At 46.3% G+C, this 22,309-nt stretch carries 25 protein-coding genes, 1 tRNA gene and 1 pseudogene; 18 read left to right on the top strand and 9 right to left on the bottom strand.

The window, feature by feature from the left end:
• Window positions 1–363 precede the first annotated feature (363 nt).
• Window positions 364–1,134, bottom strand: a complete 771-nt coding sequence (locus FU659_RS00585) for a hypothetical protein (protein WP_147945752.1) — start codon at window positions 1,132–1,134, stop codon at window positions 364–366.
• A gap of 1 nt (window position 1,135) precedes the next feature.
• Window positions 1,136–2,272 carry a GGDEF domain-containing protein gene (locus FU659_RS00580; RefSeq protein ID WP_147945751.1) on the bottom strand — a complete coding sequence of 379 codons (1,137 nt, stop codon included), beginning with the start codon at window positions 2,270–2,272 and terminating at the stop codon, window positions 1,136–1,138.
• 171 nt (window positions 2,273–2,443) lie between these two features.
• On the opposite strand from FU659_RS00580, the pseudogene FU659_RS00575 reads away from it, so the two are divergent.
• The 6 genes and pseudogenes from FU659_RS00575 to FU659_RS00550 all read left to right on the top strand — a co-directional run bounded on the left by FU659_RS00575 (window position 2,444) and on the right by FU659_RS00550 (window position 8,956).
• A pseudogene (locus FU659_RS00575) lies at window positions 2,444–3,609 on the top strand (glycosyltransferase family 4 protein).
• A gap of 20 nt (window positions 3,610–3,629) precedes the next feature.
• Complete coding sequence (locus FU659_RS00570) at window positions 3,630–4,997, top strand: metallophosphoesterase family protein (protein WP_147945750.1); 1,368 nt, start codon at window positions 3,630–3,632, stop codon at window positions 4,995–4,997.
• Entirely contained in the window at window positions 4,903–6,399 is a 1,497-nt protein-coding gene (locus tag FU659_RS00565) for an AAA family ATPase (protein ID WP_147945749.1), read from the top strand. Before FU659_RS00570 ends, FU659_RS00565 begins: the two co-directional genes overlap by 95 nt.
• Window positions 6,396–8,132 (top strand): ATP-binding protein, encoded by a 1,737-nt coding sequence (locus FU659_RS00560; protein WP_187273816.1) that lies wholly within the window; start codon window positions 6,396–6,398, stop codon window positions 8,130–8,132. The genes FU659_RS00565 and FU659_RS00560 overlap by 4 nt, the downstream gene beginning before the upstream one ends.
• A gap of 65 nt (window positions 8,133–8,197) precedes the next feature.
• The gene (locus tag FU659_RS00555; protein ID WP_147945747.1) at window positions 8,198–8,482 is read left to right on the top strand and encodes a hypothetical protein; all 285 of its coding nucleotides are present in this window, start codon (window positions 8,198–8,200) and stop codon (window positions 8,480–8,482) included.
• 42 nt (window positions 8,483–8,524) lie between these two features.
• On the top strand, window positions 8,525–8,956 hold the full coding sequence (locus FU659_RS00550; RefSeq protein WP_147945746.1) for a hypothetical protein: 432 nt from the start codon (window positions 8,525–8,527) through the stop codon (window positions 8,954–8,956).
• On the opposite strand, the gene FU659_RS00545 is transcribed toward FU659_RS00550, so the two are convergent.
• On the bottom strand, window positions 8,894–9,928 hold the full coding sequence (locus FU659_RS00545; protein ID WP_147945745.1) for a YkvI family membrane protein: 1,035 nt from the start codon (window positions 9,926–9,928) through the stop codon (window positions 8,894–8,896). The two genes, FU659_RS00550 and FU659_RS00545, sit on opposite strands and share 63 nt — an antisense overlap.
• 162 nt (window positions 9,929–10,090) lie before the next feature.
• On the opposite strand from FU659_RS00545, the gene FU659_RS00540 reads away from it, so the two are divergent.
• Window positions 10,091–10,699 (top strand): DedA family protein, encoded by a 609-nt coding sequence (locus FU659_RS00540; protein WP_147945744.1) that lies wholly within the window; start codon window positions 10,091–10,093, stop codon window positions 10,697–10,699.
• 72 nt (window positions 10,700–10,771) lie between these two features.
• Here the strand turns inward: FU659_RS00540 and FU659_RS00535 are convergent, their stop codons facing one another.
• The gene (locus FU659_RS00535) at window positions 10,772–11,476 is read right to left on the bottom strand and encodes a superantigen-like protein SSL4 (RefSeq protein WP_261807527.1); all 705 of its coding nucleotides are present in this window, start codon (window positions 11,474–11,476) and stop codon (window positions 10,772–10,774) included.
• 282 nt (window positions 11,477–11,758) lie between these two features.
• Here FU659_RS00535 and FU659_RS00530 point away from each other — a divergent pair, with 282 nt between their 5' ends.
• The gene (locus FU659_RS00530) at window positions 11,759–12,328 is read left to right on the top strand and encodes a xanthine phosphoribosyltransferase (RefSeq protein WP_147945742.1); all 570 of its coding nucleotides are present in this window, start codon (window positions 11,759–11,761) and stop codon (window positions 12,326–12,328) included.
• Window positions 12,329–12,408: 80 nt separating this feature from the next.
• Complete coding sequence (locus tag FU659_RS00525) at window positions 12,409–12,735, top strand: hypothetical protein (RefSeq protein WP_147945741.1); 327 nt, start codon at window positions 12,409–12,411, stop codon at window positions 12,733–12,735.
• A 96-nt stretch (window positions 12,736–12,831) separates the two neighbouring features.
• Here FU659_RS00525 and FU659_RS00520 read toward each other — a convergent pair whose 3' ends face one another.
• Window positions 12,832–13,020, bottom strand: a complete 189-nt coding sequence (locus tag FU659_RS00520) for a hypothetical protein (protein ID WP_147945740.1) — start codon at window positions 13,018–13,020, stop codon at window positions 12,832–12,834.
• Between the two features lie 145 nt (window positions 13,021–13,165).
• Between FU659_RS00520 and FU659_RS00515 the strand changes: the two genes are divergently transcribed.
• From FU659_RS00515 to FU659_RS00495, 6 genes are all read left to right on the top strand, one after another.
• Window positions 13,166–13,429, top strand: a complete 264-nt coding sequence (locus tag FU659_RS00515; RefSeq protein WP_147945739.1) for a hypothetical protein — start codon at window positions 13,166–13,168, stop codon at window positions 13,427–13,429.
• Window positions 13,416–14,144, top strand: a complete 729-nt coding sequence (locus tag FU659_RS00510; protein WP_147945738.1) for an adenosylcobinamide amidohydrolase — start codon at window positions 13,416–13,418, stop codon at window positions 14,142–14,144. The genes FU659_RS00515 and FU659_RS00510 overlap by 14 nt, the downstream gene beginning before the upstream one ends.
• A 222-nt stretch (window positions 14,145–14,366) precedes the next feature.
• A tRNA-Leu gene (locus FU659_RS00505) sits at window positions 14,367–14,450 on the top strand.
• Between the two features lie 334 nt (window positions 14,451–14,784).
• Window positions 14,785–15,249, top strand: coding sequence for a chitosanase (locus tag FU659_RS36720; protein WP_261807526.1), 465 nt, complete (start codon window positions 14,785–14,787; stop codon window positions 15,247–15,249).
• The gene (locus tag FU659_RS36715) at window positions 15,204–15,686 is read left to right on the top strand and encodes a chitosanase (protein ID WP_261807525.1); all 483 of its coding nucleotides are present in this window, start codon (window positions 15,204–15,206) and stop codon (window positions 15,684–15,686) included. The genes FU659_RS36720 and FU659_RS36715 overlap by 46 nt, the downstream gene beginning before the upstream one ends.
• Window positions 15,687–15,856: 170 nt before the next feature.
• Complete coding sequence (locus FU659_RS00495) at window positions 15,857–16,510, top strand: Bax inhibitor-1/YccA family protein (RefSeq protein ID WP_147945737.1); 654 nt, start codon at window positions 15,857–15,859, stop codon at window positions 16,508–16,510.
• A 37-nt stretch (window positions 16,511–16,547) separates the two neighbouring features.
• Here FU659_RS00495 and FU659_RS00490 read toward each other — a convergent pair whose 3' ends face one another.
• Window positions 16,548–16,766 (bottom strand): hypothetical protein, encoded by a 219-nt coding sequence (locus tag FU659_RS00490; protein ID WP_147945736.1) that lies wholly within the window; start codon window positions 16,764–16,766, stop codon window positions 16,548–16,550.
• 235 nt (window positions 16,767–17,001) lie between these two features.
• Here FU659_RS00490 and FU659_RS00485 point away from each other — a divergent pair, with 235 nt between their 5' ends.
• The 3 genes from FU659_RS00485 (at window position 17,002) to FU659_RS00475 (ending at window position 18,334) form a co-directional block, all read left to right on the top strand.
• Window positions 17,002–17,283, top strand: a complete 282-nt coding sequence (locus tag FU659_RS00485) for a hypothetical protein (protein ID WP_147945735.1) — start codon at window positions 17,002–17,004, stop codon at window positions 17,281–17,283.
• 79 nt (window positions 17,284–17,362) lie between these two features.
• Window positions 17,363–17,557 carry a YqzE family protein gene (locus FU659_RS00480; RefSeq protein WP_147945734.1) on the top strand — a complete coding sequence of 65 codons (195 nt, stop codon included), beginning with the start codon at window positions 17,363–17,365 and terminating at the stop codon, window positions 17,555–17,557.
• Window positions 17,558–17,716: 159 nt separating this feature from the next.
• Window positions 17,717–18,334 carry an SGNH/GDSL hydrolase family protein gene (locus FU659_RS00475; RefSeq protein ID WP_397354858.1) on the top strand — a complete coding sequence of 206 codons (618 nt, stop codon included), beginning with the start codon at window positions 17,717–17,719 and terminating at the stop codon, window positions 18,332–18,334.
• A gap of 45 nt (window positions 18,335–18,379) precedes the next feature.
• On the opposite strand, the gene FU659_RS00470 is transcribed toward FU659_RS00475, so the two are convergent.
• The 3 genes from FU659_RS00470 to FU659_RS00460 form a co-directional block, all read right to left on the bottom strand.
• On the bottom strand, window positions 18,380–19,336 hold the full coding sequence (locus FU659_RS00470) for a hypothetical protein (protein ID WP_147945733.1): 957 nt from the start codon (window positions 19,334–19,336) through the stop codon (window positions 18,380–18,382).
• 118 nt (window positions 19,337–19,454) lie between these two features.
• On the bottom strand, window positions 19,455–20,468 hold the full coding sequence (locus FU659_RS00465) for a YqhG family protein (protein WP_147945732.1): 1,014 nt from the start codon (window positions 20,466–20,468) through the stop codon (window positions 19,455–19,457).
• A complete protein-coding gene (locus FU659_RS00460; RefSeq protein ID WP_147945731.1) occupies window positions 20,465–22,255 on the bottom strand; it encodes a DEAD/DEAH box helicase in 1,791 nt (596 codons plus the stop codon). The genes FU659_RS00465 and FU659_RS00460 overlap by 4 nt, the downstream gene beginning before the upstream one ends.
• Between the last annotated feature and the right edge of the window lie 54 nt (window positions 22,256–22,309).

Raw genomic sequence — 22,309 nt, 5'->3', positions numbered from 1 at the left:
TTAAACATGTGGAGTCAAACCTACTTAAGCAGATGGTTAGGGAATGACTTCGCAAAGTGATATGTTTGGAAAGATAACGCTGTTTTTCAGTGTTACAGTAATCATTCCAAGCAGTAACTCCACTTTAACGCTGAAAACCGTGCTTACAGATAGAGAAGTTGATCAAAAGTGACACATTTGGAACTGTAACACTCTTTTTCAGTGTTACAGCAATCAGTTCAAGCAGCAACTCCACTTTAACGCTAAAAACCGTGCTTACAGATAGGATCGTCAGGATTTTCTGGAGGTTTTTTTTACACGCAAGAATTTAGGTTTCTATTTGATTGTTAAAGGTGATCCAATGGGAAAAAGATGGTGAAGCTTTTATTTTACAATTTCAAGCATTTGGTAGACTTCGCGACCGTCTCCTTGCAGCTGATGTTGACGACTTTTCAGCTGAGAAGAGCCGTCGCCGTCCAGAAAAACACCATCAATTAACTGACCTGGAGCCACCTTTTGCAAGATTGCGCTGCGGAACTGCTCGATGGTACAGGCCGTCGGGGTTACGATGAGCCAAACATGGTTGCTAGTGTCATAGGCTACCGCAGATCGGAGACGATTCTCGTCGTAAGCAGGCATTTCCTCGGCAATCATTTGCGCTTCCCAACCGATGGCATCTGCGAGCCGCATACTCACGCCACCTTGCGCCCAGTAGTGGTTCCTATCTGTTACTTTTAGTTCGCCTGCGTGCTTTACAACTTGAATATAGAAGGCCCTTAAAGCTTGATCCCAGATTAAGGTTCCACGCGCGACATCCGTATTGTACCAGCCGGTGCCATAATCGTTGGCTTCGCCCTTAGCAGGTCGATCATTTGTAACGGCGATGCTAAGTAGATCCCCATTATAGAAAAATCCCCCGTTAATCCCATACTGCGCCGTTTTCGTCACGTTTTGATCAATGGCTCGAAGCGCAATATTGTCAGGTTTCGTTTGTAAGACATGGAGAACGACCCCGTTATTTGCTTTGAGCTTGGCATACGTATACGCATGGGGCTTATGACTATCAGCTATCGCTAAGGGAAACAAAACCGATGATAACAACAGCCCCACAAGGGGGAAAAGTAACCATAATAATACAGTGCGAGATTTGGACATGTTAAGCAAATTTCACCACCTTGTTTTTACCGCTGGTTTTAGCTTTATACATAGCCTGGTCGGCTTGTTTAATAAGCTCTTCCGCACTAACCCCATTTTTGTATTTGCTATAGCCAATACTTGCGGTTACAATCGTTTCTTTTTCGATTCGACTGCGAATGCGTTCGGCGAACGCATCCATTTTGACACTTGGATCCGTCACCATAACGACCATTTCCTCACCGCCGTAACGGCCGGCAATCCCACAATCCTCGGCTTCTTCCTTCATAATCTGGGCAACCTGCTTCAGGACATCATCTCCCATCTGATGGCCTTTCGTATCATTCAGCTTCTTAAAGTTATCAATATCGCTGAAGAGGATATAAACAGGGAGATGACGCTGTACGTGCTGGGTGACTCGATTATAGAAAAATTTCCGGTTGAATAGCCGGGTAAGTCCGTCTGTTATAGAAGAATTGTAGATAGCTTGCATTAATTCGACAACACGTTCAAAAAGTAGCATGAAGAGTAAGAAATAATAAATCACGGGTAAAATATTCCCGGCTAGGGAGAGCCAAGGCTGCGCATTGCTATACATATAGGCATTGACCAGATGAACACCCTGCATGAAGAAGAATACGGTTAAAGCCATTTGATATTTAATTTGTTGACCCGTATAAGGAGGAATCATATAAAAGCATAGGAAGATCAGCAAAAACACGTATAATTCTAAGCCAATATCCTGCAGCAGCATGACTTGCTGCAGGGTTCCGCTATACAGCTTGGGAACGATAAAATGAAGAATGGAAACAACGAAACCCATAATAATTAAACCATAGAATAAGATGTATTGTTTGCGATTAGTACGGTTGTACAACTGATAAATACCCATATTAATAAGAATGAAGGAGATAATTTTGAGCATCATCAGCATATAGTTAGTTAAACTTGTATCGATGGTGCTTAGCTTTAAATATAATTGGAGTAAATAATGGATGCCCACGATAATAAGCGAAATCGTCATGGACATATAGCCCTTTTTACGACGATCCAGAAATAACCGCAAAGAAATCACGAACATAAGAACAATAATGACAAAGACGATGATATTCGATAAGAGTGAGGCTAAATTACCGAATAGGAGATCAGATGCGGTCATACTTTCCTCCAGATGTCTATTTTTTCGACAAGTAGTGACTCTATTATAGAGGAAAAAGAGAGAGAGGGATAGAATCGATTAATAGGACCCCAAGATGTTCTCTTTTATATTAGACGCGCACCAGTTACAATAAGAAGGTAAGCTCAAGGATTTGGGAGAGGGGCTCATGCAATGAACATATTGCAAGCATTATTTTTTCCCCCGGAACAGCCGGGTGGGGTTTCATCCATGGTGCCATATATTTTGGACCGTTTTAATAAAAAGGGTTGGGAGATGGAATTATTTTCGCTGCCTAAGCGCATTCGCGGCAAAGGGACAGAGGAAGTGGCATTCACCACTTTTGATTGGCGGAAATATGCAGGCAACCCGATCGTTGATAGATATATTCAAACCTACAAAGATTACGTTTGGTGGACAAAGCTGAGAATTTCCAAGAAATTTGATATTATACATGCTCACCATCCGATTGCCGCATTGGCAATGAAACAAATCTATCCAGAGACGCCGGTCATATTGACCATTCACTCCAGTTTCGAGAGAGAGCTTATTCTTAATGGACGGATTCAGGAAAATGGCATCGAGCATCAGTTTTTAACGCAAATATATGGTGAGCTTGAAGCCAAGGTCGATCAGATCATTACGGTGTCGAATTCTTTCAAGCAATACATCTCAGAGTATGTGCAGGACAGCGAGCGGATCGGTGTTATACCAAACGGTTTTGACGAGAAACGGTTTCGCCCCATCTCACATGAAAATCAAGTCACTCAGTTCATTACGGTTTGTCGTCTCGTTCCTGCTAAAGGGCTGGATACCCTGTTAATTGCTTGCGGTGAGCTTAAAAAGCGCGGTCATCCTTTTGTTTTGCATATTATTGGAGACGGACCGAGTCGCGAGGAGTTGGAAAAACTCGCCGTTGCCCATCATATTTATGAGGAAACGATTTTTTATGGTTATATGCTGCACCCGGAGGAGTTTATGCCGTTTTTTGATGTCTTCGTGCTGCCTTCCAGGGCGGAGGCATTCGGTTCTGTGTTTGCGGAAGCTGCGTTGTGCTGGCTGGCCTTGATCGGTACGAATGTAGGCGGGATTGCTGAGCAAATTGAACATGGACATAACGGTTTACTGGTTCCTGTTGGCGATGCGATGGCGCTAAGCTATGCTTTGGAAAAGTCGTGATTGACCCGACATTCCGCTACAATTTAGCGCGAACAGCTTGGGAAAAAGCCAAGAAAACCTATTCCTTGAATCGTGTTTTACGACAATTAAAGAGTGTGTATGAAAGTTATCAGGTTGCCAAAGAAGCGGATAACGAAAGTGAACCTTTTGAAAATAGTTAAGTTAGGAAGGCGTTAGCACAATGAAACGACTGCGGTTTATGCATGCCGCCGACTTGCATTTGGACAGTCCGTTCAAAGGCATGTCGGCGCTGCCCGAACGGATTCGTGAGCGAGTCCGAGAATCGACGTTTGGAGCGCTGAAGGAACTGGTCGCTTTAGCGATTCAAGAACAGGTGGATTTTGTACTGATTAGCGGGGATATTTATGATTTATCCGATCGGTCTTTGCGCGCTCAAATTCGCTTTCAGAAAGCGATGGAGCAAATAACCGCGCAGAGTATTCCTGTGTATGTGATCCATGGCAACCATGACCCTGAGGATGGACGTGCGGCGAAACTGGATTGGCCGTCTAATGTCCATTTTTTTGCGTCTGAACATGTGGAAACCGTCCAGGTGGCAAAACCCGGTCGGGGCGTTATTGCTCAGATCCATGGCATATCCTATCGCAGCGCGGCTGAAACAGACAATTTGGCAGTTCGTTATAAAAAAGGGAACGAGCCTGTCTGCCAAATCGGTCTCTTACATACGAATGTAGATGGCGATCCCGGTCATGACAATTATGCTCCTTGCAGTAAGCAGGATCTATTAGACGCAGGGATGGACTACTGGGCGTTAGGTCATGTCCATACGGGGAGAGTGCTTCATGAGCGCCCGGCGATTGTGTACCCGGGCAACCTACAGGGAAGAAGTATACGGGAAACGGGTCCTCGGGGATGTTATCTCGTCGAGATGCAGGAGAATGGACAAGCAGATTTGACCTTTCAAGCGCTGGATCGGGTTCGATGGTTTAAGCAACCGTTGTCAGTGGCGGGGATTCAAACGGAGCAGGAGCTGAAAGACTATCTCGGGGAGCAGCTAGAACGGATTCGGATTGAAGCAGACGGACGTGATGCGGTTGTCCGAATTGTGCTGGAAGGACGGGGCGCTGTACATGCGCTGCTGCGTAAGGGCCGGGCGATCGAGGAATTGCTCGCTGAGCTGCGTGAAGACGAGTCCGAGCGAAGCCCATTCGTTTGGGTTGAATCGATCGAGGATCGAACGGGGAGTGAGCTCGATCTGCAAGCTTTGCAGCAGGAGAAGAGCTTTATCGGCGATCTGCTGCGGTTGACGGAGTCGCTGCGGCATGATGATGCAGCGCTTGCAGACTTTGCGCGCGATGCGTTGGCCGCGCTGCAGAACTTGCCGCAGGCAGCCGGTCAACCGGCTGCGGCTGAGCCTGAACAGCTGCGCGAGTGGCTGCGCGCCGCGGAAGAGTTAGCCGCTGACCTCTTGTCGGCGATGGGGGGTGGCAGGGATGAGAATTGTCTCCATCCATGTGGAAGGTTTTGGCAGCCTGCGCGAGCGGCTGCTGGATACGGACAGCCCGCTTACGCTGTTTTATGGCGCTAATGAAGCGGGCAAGAGCACGCTCATGGGCTTCGTCCGCGCGGTGCTGTTCGGATTTCCGACGCGGCAAAACCGCTCGGAACGTTACGAGCCGCTGGGCGGCGGCGTCCATGGCGGCGCTTTGACCCTGCTCGATGAGCAGGGGCAGCGCATTCGCGTCGAGCGCTATGACGCGCCCGCCGCAGGCGGTAAACGAGCCTCAGCGGGGCTCGTTAAGGTAACCCTCGGCGATGGCACCGTCGGGGGGGAAGATCTGCTGAACACGCTGCTGGGCGGCCTCTCGGCCGACCTCTTCCGCAGCTTGTTCGCTTTTGGTTTAACTGAGCTGCAGGAGCTGCGCACCCTGCAGACGGAAGAGCTCAGCGGCTATCTGTATAGCGCTGGGCTTGGCGTAAGCGGCTCGGTCATCATGGAGGCCGAGCGCAAGCTGACGGCGCAGGCCGATGGCCTGTATAGGCCCAGAGGGCGCAATCAGGAGATTAACCGTCTCCTGAAGGAGCTGGAGGGCCTGGAGCAGACGCTGCGCCGCAGCCGGGATCACGCAGCCGACTATGATCGGCTGCAGGCAGAGCGCCGCTCCGCGGAGGAGCGGATTGCTGATCTGGAACAGCAGCAGGAGTCGCAACGCGCGGAGCTGCACAAGCTCGGCCTGGCCGTTAAGGCGCGAAGCGGATGGATCCGCTTACGGCAGATCGACCAGGAGCTTGCTTCGCTGCCTGCGCTGGAGGGCTTCCCCGAGCAAGCCGTCACAAGGCTTGAGGCGTTGGAAGCCGAACAGGAACGCATTCTGGCTGAGCGCACACGTCTTTCCGTAAGGCAGCAAGGCCTGCAAAGTCAGCTTCGCGACATCCAAATCAAGCCTGAGCTGCTTGTCAATCAGCTCGAGTTGAATCATTGGCTGGAGCAAGCTGCTGCATATGAAGACAACAAACGCAGCGCTGAGCAGCTGCGCGTTGAACAAGAACATGGACATGCGCAGCTGGATAGGCTGCTTAAACAAATAGATAGGGATTGGGAAGAAAACGATCTGGCAACATTTCCGGTATCGATCTCACTGCGTGAACAGGTGCGGTCTTACAAGGAACGCTTTCAAACTTGTCGGGCAGATCAGCTGCGTCTCAGAGCGGAGCTGGATAGTTTGCGCCAGCAGCAGGAACGCATACAAGATACCATACGTTTACAATCTTCTGAGCGTGCGATTCAAGCTGAATGGGCTGAGTTTGATCCTACAACGGCGCTGCAAAGATTAACAAGGGAATATGCGCGTTGGCAATTGGTAGTCCGCGAGGTCCAACATCGTCATGAACGTGAAGCTGCGCAGAAGCAGTTCCGGATTGGTCTTGAAGAAGCTGCGCAAACAAGCAAGACCGCTTCGCATCATTTCAACAGCGCCTTCTGGTATTGAGCAGTTTTTTGGCTCTGCTAGCCCCTGCTTTACTGTTTTGGCAGGGAAACCGAGTGGCAGCCCTCTGCGCTTTTCTTTTATTCGCCGGCGCAGCGGTGTATATCTTTGTTGGGAATGCTTCTTCTAAAGGTAACCGTTCATCCAGGACGACTGCGCTTTCTTCTGCAGGGGATGAAGCTGAAAGCTCGAAAAACATAGCCCGCATTGAGGCTGAGCTCCACCAGTTAGAACAGAGTATCCGACAGCAGGCACAGCTGTTTTTTCAGCAGTCCTTGGCTTACCATGAAGCGGCAGCGACTACAACCTCAGCCTCTCCAATGTCTTCCAGAAATCTCGAGATTTCCATCCTAGAGCTTCAACCGCAATTAGATGCTTGGATGCGTGAAGCCGAGCAGAGTAAACAACAGCGAAGCGAGCGGCAGCGTAAAGTGCAGAAGCTGCAAGACGCTCAGGAAACACTGGAAGCTTTATTGGAGCAGGAGCAGCAGCGCAATCTGGTCTATCAACAGTTGGAAACAGACATGGATAGGCTTGAGACGAATTGGCGAAATTGGTTGCAGTCGTTTGCCTTAAGCACACAGCTATCCCCTGATGCGGCACTGGAGACGATTCAAGCTGTGGAACAGGGTCACGAATTGCTTCGCCAGCTTCGCAAGCAGGATGCTAAACTTGAGATGCTTCTAACGTCGGTTAACGACTATGAGAAGACAGTAGCCTCCTTGCTCGGTCTCCAAGAATCTAAACGTCAAGAGCCGGTTTTTGCCCTGAAGCACTGGAAAGAACATGAGCAGGAGCAATTGAAGTTTCTTTCAGACAAACAATATCTAGATCAACTTAACGCGGATATTGAGCAAGAATTAACGCTTTTAGAGCAAACAGAGCAGCAGTCGCAAACGAGGCTTGATCAGCTTTTGCATGATGCCTCTGCTCTTCATGCTGAAGAACTGCGCAGACATCATGGTGAGCAGGAGGAACGTAAAAAACGAATCGAGGAACGCGCTCATCTGGAAGCTTCGCTTGAAGTGTTGGTCAGCAAAGGACTGCTGGACAGCTTTAGCGTTCTGCTGGAGACGCATGGCGAAGAGGATCTATTGCTTGACATGGCTACCCTCCAAAACCAGCTTGCTGACACCTCAGAGCAAACCAACAATTTGCGTGAAGAAGTAGGGAAGCTTGCCGGACAAATCGAGAAGCTGGAGCAAGGCTCAGCTCATGCCGATCAACTCCTTCAATTGGAGGCTTGTCGGACTTTGATTCGCACACAAGTTCAGCAGTATGCCGTTGCGTCATTCGCCTCTTTGCTTATGAAGAAAGCCCGTGATGTCTATGAGCAAGAAAGACAACCAGGTGTGCTTTTACGGGCATCCGACTATTTTGCTGTTATGACGGGTGGCGCGTTCACCCAGGTTAAGGCTCCTTTTGGAGAGCAGCGTCTAGTGGCTATACGAGCGAACGGACAGTCGCTGGATACGAGTCAGCTTAGCCGGGGAACAGCGGAACAGCTCTATTTATCGATGCGATTTGCGCTTGCCGGAGAATATGCAGGGAAAGCCATTTTACCGCTTGTGATGGATGATATTCTCGTTAATTTCGACGAGCAGCGGATGGAAAGCTGTTTGCGTGTTCTAGCGGATTTAAGCAGCCGTCACCAAATATTGTTGTTTACTTGTCATGGGCATGTACGAGATGCAGCGGCAAGAATCATTCCAGGGCACCGATTCATTCACTTATAGCAACGAGAATTTGCGGGTAAGGATGGGTAAGTACATAGGTTGTAGATAAAGGTGGAGGCATCCATATGGAATCAGGAAACGATAAGAAGAAAGAGCACCGTGAAATTACATATCAGGTCGGTTGGAAAAAAGGCAAAATAGAATGGCATGATGAGGCTTCCGAAACCATCTTGAGCAAACAATTACAAGATCATGAGACGGAGAAAGTGAAGGGGATAAAAAAGTTGGACATTTTCTGGTTGCCGGCTATGGGTCTCCCGGACATGGTTGTTTTACCGTTGCTGTACAGCCTTCCCATTTTCTGCTTCGTATTGACTCTTATTCTTGTTTATGGGTTAAGGCATGGGTAGTTACAGACGATCATTCGTAATGGAAGGGGGAGGGAATAGGTTATGAACATGATATTAGCCCTTGTAGGCGGGGCGCTCGGGTTATTCATAACAGGTGTCGCGGTCTATACAGCATGGATGGTACATCAGCTTTGGAGGCAGCAAGCGGCTGCGCCGAAGCCATCCAGTCAGTCTGAAATTGCTGTGAAGTATTTTTCGAAATGGACGATTATGGATTATGCAGTCGTCAGTTTATTCATTATCGGTCTATTATTATTGCTTGCTGAATTGTTTGCTGTTATGCGCGATCAAACTGCCATTGCTAACTTCCATTTCTCCTACTTGCTTACTGGCATTATTATTTCGGCCATGGGTATGCTTTTATTGTTTGCAAGGCTTATTGTCGTGCTCGGCTTTATTCAATCCGGCGCTTTACATCGCACGGTTGCGCCAGACCATCAGAACCAGCCAAACGACGCTAATAGCACCGAATAAGGGATATAAACCGGAAAGTAAGGCTTTGAAGCCGATTAGACTAACGAAGTAGCTCAGCGTTAAGATGCTGATGAGCAGCACTTTGGGGTGCCATTTGAGGCGCTGCTGCAGCTGCACGGACAACCCATAGGCATCGGCAATAAACGTTGTGAAAATTTCTCCGTAGATGACAAGTAGATAAGCGATTTGCGGCACTGAGCCTAATCGATTAATAATATTGCCCATAGGGATTTCATATTGAGCAATACCAGGCATTTGTGCGGATAATGCATAATGTGCAGAAAGCAACAGCAGCCCAATTCCCGCGCCGCCTAGCAGTCCTCCCCAGAACAGGACGTTTCGGTCACGAATAGCGGCTCCCATAGGGACAAGCACAGCTTGGGCCATAGCGAGATTAAATGCGGTATAGAGAAATGGCGCAAACCATATTTTCATAAGGGAATGATCGCTAGTTGTCGTTAACCAGTTTCCTGAAGCCGGAGAATGCCAAGTGTAAACAACAATAACAAGACTAAAAAGCAGCATAATGGGAACAACAATGGAATTCACCGTCATGATAGCCCCGATGCCTCGCGACAAGACGAGATAACCGAAAAATAATGTAACCAACAGTCCCGTTTGATAGGAGAGGTGAAGCTGCTCTTCAAAAACGGTGCCGGCGCCTGCGAGCATAACGGTCGTTATACCGAAGAGAACAAGCATCATAAACAAACTAATGAAGTTGCCTATCCGCTGACCAAAAACAACCCGGTTCATATCCTCATAAGAGGCTGCTTTCAGATCATGTGCCATTAGCATTAGTTTAATGCCAATCCAAACAAATAGGATGGTGGAAAGCGCAATGGTCAAGGTCGCCAGCCAACCGTAGCGTGTGAAAAATTGCAGAATTTCTTGTCCGGAGGCGAAACCAGCCCCGACAACTGTGCCAATATAGGTAAAGGCAACACGGATAATCTGTGATCCAGTTCGCATAGTTGGCCCCACTCTCCGTCATTTCTTACCACATAAGAAAGGTTTTCTCATAGTACAAGGTATGTTCAGAATGACGAGCACATGACAGGAACTTGGGGCAAGCTCCTGTTTCTGTTAAAATGGAAATGAATAGGATTAGTTTGATTCGGGAGTGAGTCTTTCATGAAAGAAGCTCTATATGATTTCATTGGGCATTATGGTTATATTGCCCTTTACTTGCTGTTATCCGCTGGTATCGTTGGGGTGCCCATTCCGGATGAAACCTTGATGGCTTTCGTAGGATCATTGACGGCTCCTGGGGGACCTTTTGATTTTGTAACAACCTTGCTGGTCATATATGCCGGAACTATGACGGGAATGATTGTTAGCTATCTGATTGGTCATCGTGTAGGCAAGCCCTTTCTATACCGGTTTGGCAAATGGTTCAAGCTGACACCGAGTCGAATTGAGCGTGCAGAGGGCTGGTTTAAAAAGTATGGATTATGGACCGTATTCTTTGGATATTTCGTGCCGGGTGTACGTCACTTTACTTGTTATTTGTCAGGTGTCAGTGGGGTGAAGTTTTATAAGTATTTGCTCTATGCCGGTACGGGAGCGCTGCTGTGGTGTACAACTTTTTTAACACTTGGCCATTTTATCGGAAGCAATTTGGACGGTTTATTTCAACTGATTCACCAATATGTGGGCATAAGCTTGCTGATCATAGCTGGGTTAGCCTTTGTCATTGTCAGTATTTACTTACGCTATCGGAAGCGGAGAACGGCGCACTAGCAAGAGAATGGAAAAAGACCATACTTTCGTCCTAAAGGATCGAAAGTTATGGTCTTTTCTTGTGGTGCAGCCTTAGCGGTTAGCGAAAAGCTTTATGGATTGGATGGTGCTTTCTTGCGGATCCAAATCGAGCCTCAGCAAAGTGCCTTGCGACTTGTAAGAAAGCACGTAGGCTGTATTCGTGTCCGGTTTGCCGAGAATGTCAATCGCGTCCTGGGCTTTCTGGCCGAGATGTAAACCACGCAGTCCAGGATCAATTTCTGTGGAATGAACATCAACAAATTCTAACGTATCTTTCTTATTAAAGCCTACGGAAAAATCAGTAAAATCATACACCTGAAGGGCATCTTCATCTTCATCCATGACGAACTGTTTCTTAGGCTTTCCGAATCGTTCTAGAATGACGCTTTTGCTTGTTCCAAGCTTCAAGCCCATCAGGGTTGGCTTTTCCTGCTGATAAGCATCCTCTTCTTTAATTTTGGGCTTGACTGTCGGCTTGGGAGCAGTCGAAGTTTGCGGAAGATCCGAGTAATCGGATTTGTTCGTATTTGCGACTTGTGCTTCATGCTTTGACACATCTTCTGGTGTCGGTGCAGGTGACGAGACAGCACTGCTAGGGAATGGATGCTCAGGTGTCACGGTTTGCGCATAAACAGAAGGCGTATATGTAGGAGGCTGTAAGGAAGGTGCGGATGACTCTTGGCAGCCGGCTACCAGAAGTGAAGCCAACGCAACAGGCATATAGCCTAGAACTTTAGGTTTAAAGAGGTTGTTCATCGCCATCTTTCCTTTCTTTGCCAATTCGTTTCATTTTAAATAGAACATTACTTATCATACTGCTTATCGCCTGTTAATCTCAATGCTTAAATGTGAGCAAATAGAGGCGAATTGAATAAAATGGCATATTTTTTTGGGATTGGAACACTTATATGTATATAGACACCTAATGGGCTAAGAAAGTTTCACTGCTAAAGACCTAAATTCAAAAATTGGGACTTGAAACCTACTTCATCAATATGGTAACGTACTCATAATAGACAGGTTTAGGGGGCCAGTATCATGGAACTATTAAAGCAGCGGATCTTAGAAGTAGGTGTCGTTGTATCGGATCAAGTGCTAAAATTGGATGCCATTTTGAATCATCAAGTGGATCCTGTGCTTATTATGGAAATGGGCAAAGAGTTTGCTCGATTGTTCAGGGAGACGAAACCGGACAAGGTGTTAACCGTTGAATCGTCAGGGATACCGATTGCTTTAGCAACAGCGCTGCATCTTGAAGTTCCTATGGTTTTTGCCCGTCGTAAGAAAACATTGACGATGGATCAAGATACGTTCAGCGAGCGCGTTCCTTCCTTTACCAAAGGGATTGTGACCGACATTATGGTATCATCTCATCTTCTTCACAAAGGTGAGCGCGTTTTATTGATTGATGATTTTATCGCTAACGGAGACGCGGCTAGAGGCTTAATTCGCATTATTGAAAAGGCCGAAGCGGAACTTGTAGGTGTAGGCATCGTAGTTGAGAAATCATTTCAGGCCGGTGGAAACTCAATCCGTGAACGCGGTATCCGGCTAGAATCCTTGGCTAGAATCGCTTCACTAGCGAATGGGAAAATCACTTTTGACTGATTTTACATTTCATCAGTGGCTTCCCTGAAAACGATTTATCCTTTATAATGGTAACATGGTAAGAGAGGAGGCTAACATCTATGGGTATTGAAAATGGTTCCATCGAATATTTTATGACGAAGCTTGGGGAAGCCAAAACTCATTTTGAACGTGCTCTTGATTGTAAGCATACAGAGTTTGATGACCTGTATCCCTATATGATTGAACACCCTCAATTTTTCTGGTACAAACGCTATGTCGCTTGGTCGGAGTTGTTGACCATTGTGAAGCTTTGCACAGAGCTTAGCATAGAGTGGGAACAAAACTTTTCCGTGGCACAAGTGGAATATATTCAGAAACGCGTAATGTCTAGCAAAGTCCTTGATTTCTGGTTCGAGACGAACGATTCCAAGGAACATGTCAGCTAATTGCACCCCCATATACCAAAGAGGCCAATGTATCCGAAGAGGATGCGTTGGCCTTTTGTGTGATGCTGTCTGAGCAAATATGGCGTCAATCATTGCTTAAACGCCATCCTCCAAAATATGAATGCTCTCAATATGTCGTTTCGTTGCTTCCGAGCCAAGCTTGTGTATCGTACGATAGATGTCCTTTAAGCAATCGTCATATTCTTCATTAAATTCATTAGATTCATTTAGTTTCCCTGGCAGCCATGAGGTGCCGTAGATAGCTTGTGACGTATTTTTATCCATCTTAAGACTCTCCCATCCTACACGAGTACGTTACCCTTTAGTGGTCATGATTAACTTAACCGAAAAAGGGCTTGCTTATGTAAGTTTCAACTGTTCAGGAATTGGTGTATGCTAAAGAGGATATTTGGATGTTGGGGGTAGAACTATGATTACTGATGAGCAATTAGATTTATATCGTGTGGAAAGCACATTCCTTCGCGTTATTCGCGATGTTAACCCTACCAATGATGTGAGGGGAATTGTGGTGGCCTGGGATGATGACAGCGTCTTGATTCGTAAAAAGAATCGCCGCGTAGTCAAGCTATCGCGTCACTATGTGTATCAACTTTATAGCGAGGAAAGACCGCCTGAATATATGTTACCCCAGGAGCCTGTGGAGCCGGACGGAGTCTCGGATGACACCGAATAGTCAAGCTGACAGGAATGAGGCACTTATACGCGGTATTCAGATGCAGTATGTCGAATCATCCCATGGAACCTACCTATGGATTCATAGTGAAACATCGATGCGGACATTGAATTCATCCCCTTGGGGTGGTGGCTTCGGTTCCTATAAGGGGATCATGAACCGCCAAGTGGACATGTTGTACAATGAAGCGGATCCAATTGGCGAAATGCATGATTTTATGACGGTTGAGGGTTTAAACCCGCTTGAAGCGGCAGGGATGCTGACTGCCGCCATTGTCAATCATGTAGGCTTTTGCTCCATGACATGGGAGCAGGATGAAGAGGTGCCCAATCTTGAGCCGCTTCAAGTCTGCGTTTGGGCGACAGTCGGTTTAGGGAATAAGGCTAGGGCGGGAGCTGAGCTCCCCGCCAGTTCTTTGTATCCCGGAACGATCAATACGATCGTCGTAATTAACGGAAAACTGACTGATGCTGCTATGGTCAATGCCGTTATAACGGCTACAGAAGCCAAATCTGCTGCCCTCCAAGCGTTGAATGTGCATGTAGGCGATCTTCCAGCGACAGGAACGACGACAGATGCTGTTGTCATTGCTGCCACGGATCGCGGACCGCTTTACGCTTATGCAGGAACAGCAACTCGTCTAGGTTATCTGATTGGAAGAACCGTGTACGAAGCCATTTTAGCATCTTGCCAGCTATCTGCGAAAACGCCTTAAACATCAGCACATGCAGTAAAACGTTCTGGGTTAGAACAATCCTAGACGCATGATGGAGCAGGGAATTAAGTTCTGCGGAAAAGTCCGTAAGCTGTCCCTGCTCGAATCGCTTCCAATCCGGAATCATCTTCAATTTTTAAAAGTGCCATTGACGAGATTTTCATTCCCATGGTATAGTAAATTTTGTCACTACTCTATGAATTGTTATTCATAGTGCATTATGCGGTCATGGCGGAATTGGCAGACGCGCACGGTTCAGGTCCGTGTGGGCTTACCCCCGTGGAGGTTCGAGTCCTCTTGACCGCATCATACTTGCAAACAAACTCTTCGAAAATTATTTTCGAAGAGTTTGTTTTTTGATAAGAGGAGAACTCTTTCGGGAAAATTTTTACCAACGTTTCTGGTTCTAAAAAATTTTTTTCGTCATCAGATAAAAGGAGAGAAAAAATATAAGGATCCGCTTCAGAAAAGTTTAAGCGGTTAAACTAAAGTCACAAGAAGGAGGAGAAAAATTTAAAAGTTAGAAACACACTTTTTAAAGCGTTATTTTTTCTTTATCCAAAAGTTTAAGCGCTTTAATTTAAAGGTGAAAGTGTAAGGCAAGAGGCATCACAATTATCCCATACTTAGGAGGAATTTTATGTCCATGTCTATGACAAATGCGAAATCAGCCAAAACAAGGATAAAATTATTATCATTAGTTATGATTTGTTTTGCCGTTCTTCTTACCGTGTTTGGTGGTCAACCTAGGGCTCAAGCCGCAAACTCACATGATGCTAATTTCTCGCCGACTACGCTTCAATTCTTAAAAACCAATACCGGTCTTGATGGCGAGCAGTGGGATAATATTATGAAGCTCATCAACAAACCCGAGCAAGATACGCTCAATTGGACAAAGTTTTATGGCTATTGTGAGGACATCAAAGATAATCGCGGCTATACAATTGGCATATTCGGCGCACGACCGGTGGCTCCAACGACACTGGTCCTGACGGGCCTGCACTTTTCAAGGAATTCGATGCTGCCAGCGGGGCAAGCAATCCATCGATTCAAGGCGGATTGTCACGAATTGGTGTACATGGCACGATGCAAGGATCGATTTTGAAAATCACGGATAGCTCCAGCGTATTCGTCAGCAAGATTAATGCCCTGCAAGACAATGCCGCGTGGAGGGAGGCTATGTGGCGTACCTTCTATAATGTCTATATCAAATATAGCGTCCAACAAGCGAAGCAGCGCGGTTTCAGTTCAGCTTTGACCATCGGATCTTTCGTCGACACAGCATTGAATCAGGGAGCGTCGGGAGATTCAGGCAGTCTTGAAAGTGTCCTCTCACGATCTGGCAACAGTACCGATGAAAAGACTTTTATGACTAATTTTTACGCCAAACGGACCCTAATCGTCGATACGAACCAGTACAATCAACCGCCGAATGGCAAAAATCGTGTTAAACAATGGAGCACGCTTTTGAGTATGGGCAAGACAGATCTGAAGGACGCCGATGCTGCGGTAATTAGCGTTACCAATTGGACCATGAAGTAAGAAATAAAAGGCGAGGCATCTCCAGTGGATCTGGGAGGCCTCGCCTTTTTCAAATGCTTTGAAATGATGCATGGAGGGCTGTATTCCTGCTATAGCCGTAATCATGAAATTTGGGTATAATACATAGTATAGATTGTACATCTATACGAAGAAAAAGGAGCTGAATTTTCATGGATAGAACGGTTACGGTCTCACATTCAGGTAGTTTTGCCCATGTGCTTCAAACATTTGCTATTTCGCTTCTTATATCTTTCCTGGGAACATTAATAGGAGCGATCGTTGTTCCGATTTCTATGGTTCCGCTTTTCATCATTGCTGAAGTCGTAATGCTGATTGCGGCTGTAGTGATTCGAATTCGTGGTAAAAACATTGGTTATGGCTTTCTTTACGCTTTTACGGCAATTTCAGGAGTTGCGCTTTACCCTGTAATTATGGCTTATGGCAGTACATTAGGCGCTAACGTGGTATCCGGTGCGTTCTTTGCGACAGCCGCTATCTTTGGCGGACTGGCATTCTACGCGCATCGTTCACAGCGAAATTTTAGTTTTCTCGGCGGCTTCTTGTTCGCTGGTACAATTGGGCTCGTATTAATGAGCGTGATCGGAATGTTCGTAAGCTTCGGTTCCGTCATGAACTTGGTTTGGTCACTCATAGGGATTCTCATTTTTAGTGGCTGGGTACTCTACGATGTGGCTCAATACCGTGACGGAGTAGCGCCTGAACAAGTTCCCCTTGCTTCACTAAACATTTATCTGGACTTCATTAATTTATTTTTGTATATTCTTCGTTTCTTGGCATCTATCGCAGGCTTCAATCGGAACTAAATGATGTTCTTCGCATAAGGCACCTTCAAAACCTACGTTAGTTTGTAGGATTGAGGGTGTTTTTCTTTGGCAAATAAAAGGGAATATCTCCACGGAAGCTTCGATTTATTTCTAATAAGGTATGTATCAATTCAATGAGTTCAGCATGGTCCAGTTGTGTGATAAGCGTGGAGCCCTTGTCTGAGTCGTTCAGTTTCAGCACTACCTTCTTGTCGAACATGTGCATGCAAATTTCGATTTGCTTGGTTTGAAGCATAGGCTTCCACATCCCTAACAGCACCCTCTTTCTCTCTCATGACTCTAGTATATGCAGTCAAAATAAGAATAGAAGCCTTCAAGCTATGAAATGTCGAAAACGTAGTCTGCTAGTCTGATAGCCTGTCAAGACAAATTCATCATTGTGACTACAATTATAATCGGAACAAGCACGATTCCCCTCATCTCTTCATACAATTTTAAAGACCCTATTAAGGGAGAGGGGGGGATGACCTATGGCGGCTTGCAGTACATGGACGTATAAAGGGATTTCGTCTTCTGTATTTAGATCTTTACAAGCGGTTGGCAGAAAGCAGGGCTTTACCATTCCGAACGCAGCCTCGGGCAAGTTCACAATTTCTGTTGCCGGAATGAATGTCGGGTTCCAGTATGGTTGGGATACGAAAGCCCAAGTGTTGTTATTGCAATGCGAGAATAAACCGATGCTGCTCGGATGCAGTACGATCAAATCATTCGCTGATAAAATCATTGCAGAGAGCGGCGGCAAAATCGGCTGAATCCACATTCTTCCGTTTGCCTTCCCCGTTTAGACGAGGTTCTCTATGGCCAAAATAGGGAGGGAAGGCAGGTGGAAGTATGGCTAAAAGCGATGAGCTAGTCAAGTATATTACGGAGCAGGTTGTCACCTATATAGAAACACCCAAAGACGTTAGACAGCAGGTTAAGGCGCTAAATAAGGAGAAACGGGAAAACTGGCAAACACGATGGTTCGGCTTGCTGCCTCTGGCAACTCGCATGTGGATCGATCAAGCTAAAATCAAAAAAAAATAGATGCAAACAAACCTCTTAAACAGATGTTCAGGGTATCCTATTTTCCTGATTGCTGATTAAGAGGTTTTTTGTGCTTCATATCGAATATGATGTTTAGACAATCTTTTTATTGGAAGGGAAGTAATGATCTTGAAACTTGAGAGAAATGACAAGCTTGTTATGATTGGGGATTCCGTCACGGATTGTGAGCGGGCAAGACCGATTGGTGAAGGTTTATTTGGCGCTATTGGGAAAGGCTACGTGTCTTTCGTAGACGGTCAGTTGAACGCTGTTTATCCGGAACTGCACATTCGAACTGTAAATGTAGGTACCAGCGGGAACACGGTTCTTGATTTGAAAGAAAGATGGCAGACGGATGTCCTGGATCAGAAGCCGGATTGGCTGTCTATCATGATAGGAATTAATGATGTATGGAGGCAGTTTGATTTACCTCTGCAAACAGAGAAACACGTGCAAATAGAGACTTATGAAAAGACGCTAAAAGAGCTTGTCTCACGTACGCTTCCCCTTGTTAAAGGGATTATTCTGATGACTCCATTTTACATAGAGCCGAATCCACAAGACGCAATGCGTGCTAGGATGGATCAATACGGTCAGGCAGTCAAGCGGGTTGCGGAGGAAATCGGCGCTATTTTCGTGGATACGCAAGCTGCCTTCGAACCGCTTCTGCAAGCCTATTATCCAGCAGCTATCGCTTGGGATCGCGTGCATCCGAACACGGTCGGACATACGGTTTTGGCGAATGCGTTTCTGAAGGGTATTGGTTTTTCCAGATAATAAAATTAAAGCCTTAGACCTTTGCGAACAACGGTCTAAGCTTTTTTATGGGTAGATATCTCCTTGCTGTAGGGCTGCCAGTAAGCGCACATAACGGGGGCCCACATGATCGAGAGCCAGGTAAGGCTCGCTTTGGTCCCACTGTGTATAACCAAGTATAGCGAGGGGAAGGGTTACTTGATTGTTATACAGTTCAGTTACATAGGTGAGTTTAGTCGTTTGGCGCAATGCTGTTTGCAGTTCTTTCAGTTGAGTCACATGCAGCGGTGTGCCTTCCACCCATGGCAAACGATCGTAAGGATCGAAGGGACTAGTAACCCATTCATGGACCTCTCCGACTAATTGTGTGCTGGTTATCGGAGTCATGGATTGGATGATTTTGGGAGCGGGATCTTCCTTTAGTGGAAGCAGCTCGCCTGACTTGGCATCCAAATAATACGTTTGCTGCTGGATATTTATTTTCCACAGAGCCGTTAGCGCATCCATGTATAGACGTTCTTTGGTTATAGCTTCATTTTTAATAAAATCGGAGAAAGAAATGGAAGAAGGGATGAGTTCCTGCTGTACCAAAGATCGATACAACGTGGTTAAGCTAAATAAAGGATTATCGCCAGTGCCGTATTCCGCTAACTGGAATGAGCCATTTTCTGCGGCATTTATTATCATATAGCCAACATCTTTACCTTGTTCAGATAGAATAATGACCCATCCATGTGTACCAGGTCCAAGCGGGTAGCTGTTCCATGTTGCCTTCTGCCAGTTATGGAAACCATTTTCGTGGGAGAGTGCCGTTTGCCAAGCTTTAATCGTATCTGCTAAAGAGGACTCACTCCGCAAATCCAGAGGCGCCTTAGTCATAGTGTGAGGGGCTCCAGACTCTTTTAACGTTTGCGTGAGGCTTGTCCGTTCTAAATGGTCAACTGCTGAAGTTTGCATGGGTACGAACAATAAACCACCCATACTTATTAAACAGGCTGCCGTCCATGCGGTCCATCTCTTCATCCTCATACACCTACCCATCGTTTGGCCTTGCAAGTCTATAAGTCTATTGTAATGTTTATGCGTTAAAAAGAATGTTAGAACCTGTCCGCTCTTATTTGTGATGTTTTAGCGACAAGCGTCAGTTCCTGGGTACTCTCGCCGCGTTCAAATGGAAGAGTCCGCAATTGATGACAGAAACGACAATCCGCGGCTTATGCTGCCAATCGATTTCTTGCAGTCGATTCCGACACTGGATCTCGATATCGGCACGTTGATCAGGCTCTGCTCCAAGCAAAAGCCCGTTGTAATAAGCTTCTACCCGATCGATTTCACTGCGATGCTGCTCATTTGCTTCATCGGCCCACGCATGATCATAAGCGCTGATTTTGCGTTCAAGTGTCATTTCAAGGGCGTTAAGGGCTTTTGGCAGCGAAATTTTGTCAGGCAGCAGGTGACTGTTCGCGGGCAGCTTGGGGGAAAGGCTTTTTGTCAGCAAGTTTTTATGAAAATGCTCACGAATTTCTCCGCTATTAAGTCCTATAGCCAGAGAATGAATTTCACTGCGTTTGCGATCGCAAGCGAGCTCTACCTTATAATTTACGCAGAACCAAGTATCATAGATGAGAGAGGCGTGATAGGTGGCCCCCATAGGAAAAGGTTCTTCAAATAAATGAACGAAACGTCCTTTCTCGCGTACGACATTGAAAATTTGATCGAGACGTCTGCTGCCAAAAGTCATATCATCTTGTGGAACACGTGTGTTTAGGTTGGTAGGCACGAAGCCAAAATAACGACCAAGGATGCTATCTGAGCCAGCCTCGGGCGGTTGTGGAAATGGCCCTGCACCTGCAGCCTGTCCTTGCTCGGGAAGGGTTCCCGGAGCAGAGGGGCTTTTCACCGCGGCGGGAGCAGCTGCTTTCGGTTTGGTTTCAGCTTTCATCTGCTGCGGGTCGAAGACGAACTTATAAGTCATCGTTTCAGCGGGAGCACCTGTACGCTCTACGAAGCTCCAGTAGTAAGGCCGTCCTGTTAGTTCTTTATCAGCTTCTGGAGAAAGCTTGACGGTAACAAAAGTAGGTGTTTTCTCCAAAATCGTACATTCGTAGGCTTCAAGAAACCGCATGACGAATGAATGAATATTCCTTTTATTCATGCTCGGACCTCACTCGTTGGATTGCCCCCGACAGCGTCTAAAATGCCTTGAAAAACTGCCCCCTGCTTAGGGTTATGTTCAATTTGGGCCTGTACTTCAGAGAAGGAATGACCTAATTCATCGATTTTACGGCGTATATCTTCATTGGAACGAGCCTCCATCGCTAATTTGAATAACGAGGTTTCGAGCGATCCTTTCTTTTCAATTTTCTCCAAGATGGTGTCCAATTGCCCGATGACCATTTCGAACATATTGATTTTTTCGTGAAGCAAAGAAAGGATGTGTTCTTCAATCGTATTTCTTGTGGATAAGTTGTAAATGTTCACATCATGCGTTTGTCCGAGCCGATGTACACGGCCTATCCGTTGTTCTACACGCATCGGATTCCATGGTAGATCGAAGTTGATCATATGGTGGCAGAATTGCAAATTGATGCCTTCGCCGCCGGCCTCAGTTGCCACTAGAACCTGTACGCGATTACGAAATAAATCCATCATCCAATCTTTTTTACCGCGATTCATCCCGCCTCGATAGGGGACAGCCGTAATTTTGCGCTCTTTCAGGTAGCTCATTAAATATTCTTGAGAAGCGCGGTATTCCGTGAAAATAATGACCTTATCATTAATATCCTGAACAAGCTTCATTGTCGTTTCGGCCTTGGTATTCGATTTAATGCTGCGAATGAGCTCGACAAGCTCCCATATTTTAGCCCGATCCGGTGAATCTTCTGCTGTTTTCTTAAATAAATTGACGAGTGTAATGAATACGGAGTCCCTCGAGCTGCAAACTTCACGCTGCAGAGTGATAAGCGAAAGCATGCTCGTCAGATCACCGCGACTTTCTTGATAACGCGTTCGCACGAAATTCGTCACCCCGTCATAAAGCGCTTGTTCATCGTCAGATAATGTGAGAGGAATGTTCTTGACGACCCGTTTGGTGTAATGAACGCCGCCATCCCCGCGCCGATTGCGTATCATGACCTTAGCAAGTTCGTGCTGGAGTTGGCCTTCGTTTTTGGGTGTCCTTTTGCCGACGACATAATTGGATTTGAAGCTGCTTTGAATGCCGAGTTGACCCGGTTTCAGCAGAGTTATCAAGTTATACAGCTCTTTGAGGTCATTCTGAACCGGTGTAGCGGTCAAAAGTAAACAATATTTTTTGCGCAGCTCGTTAACAAAAGTGTAGTTGGTTGTTTTTTTGTTTTTCAGTTTATGTGCTTCGTCGACAATTAACATGTCATATTCAAGCCCCATCACGATTTCACGGTGAGGATCGCGTTTAGCTGTATCCATCGATGCGACGATGATATCGCTTTGCTTCCACATATAGGCTTTCTTATGAGCAACGGCAGGTATGCCGAACTTTGAATTCAATTCCCGGACCCATTGGAGTACTAGGGAGGCGGGGACCAGAATGAGTGTTTTGCGAACAAGTCCGCGGAGCATGTATTCTTTTAAAATCAAACCGGCTTCGATCGTCTTCCCCAGTCCTACTTCATCGGCCAAAATGGCGCGACCCCGCATCTCATTTAAAACGCGTTTCGCTGTATCAATCTGATGCGCCATCGGTTCCAGTTCACCTAAGTGCAAGAGGCATTGCATTTCATCAAAGGTCGAAATGAGCCTTGCTTCTTCCGATTCATAAGCTAGTTGATACAACGACCAGTCATCCCAAGGCCCTCCTCCATGTACGCGATTATCCAGCTCACTAAACCAATCCCTCTCAAAATGCATATGAAGGTGATCATGAATGGGACGAATGTTCTCTTGCTGTTCCTGTTGGCGCATAGATGGTCTCCTTCGAGTTTCGCTTTAGCAAAACTAACATCGTAAGCATAAGCT

It is taken from the genome of Paenibacillus sp. N3.4 (assembly GCF_008017805.1).
GTDB lineage: Bacteria > Bacillota > Bacilli > Paenibacillales > NBRC-103111 > Paenibacillus_E.
This window is presented reverse-complemented; position numbering and strand designations above follow the sequence as displayed.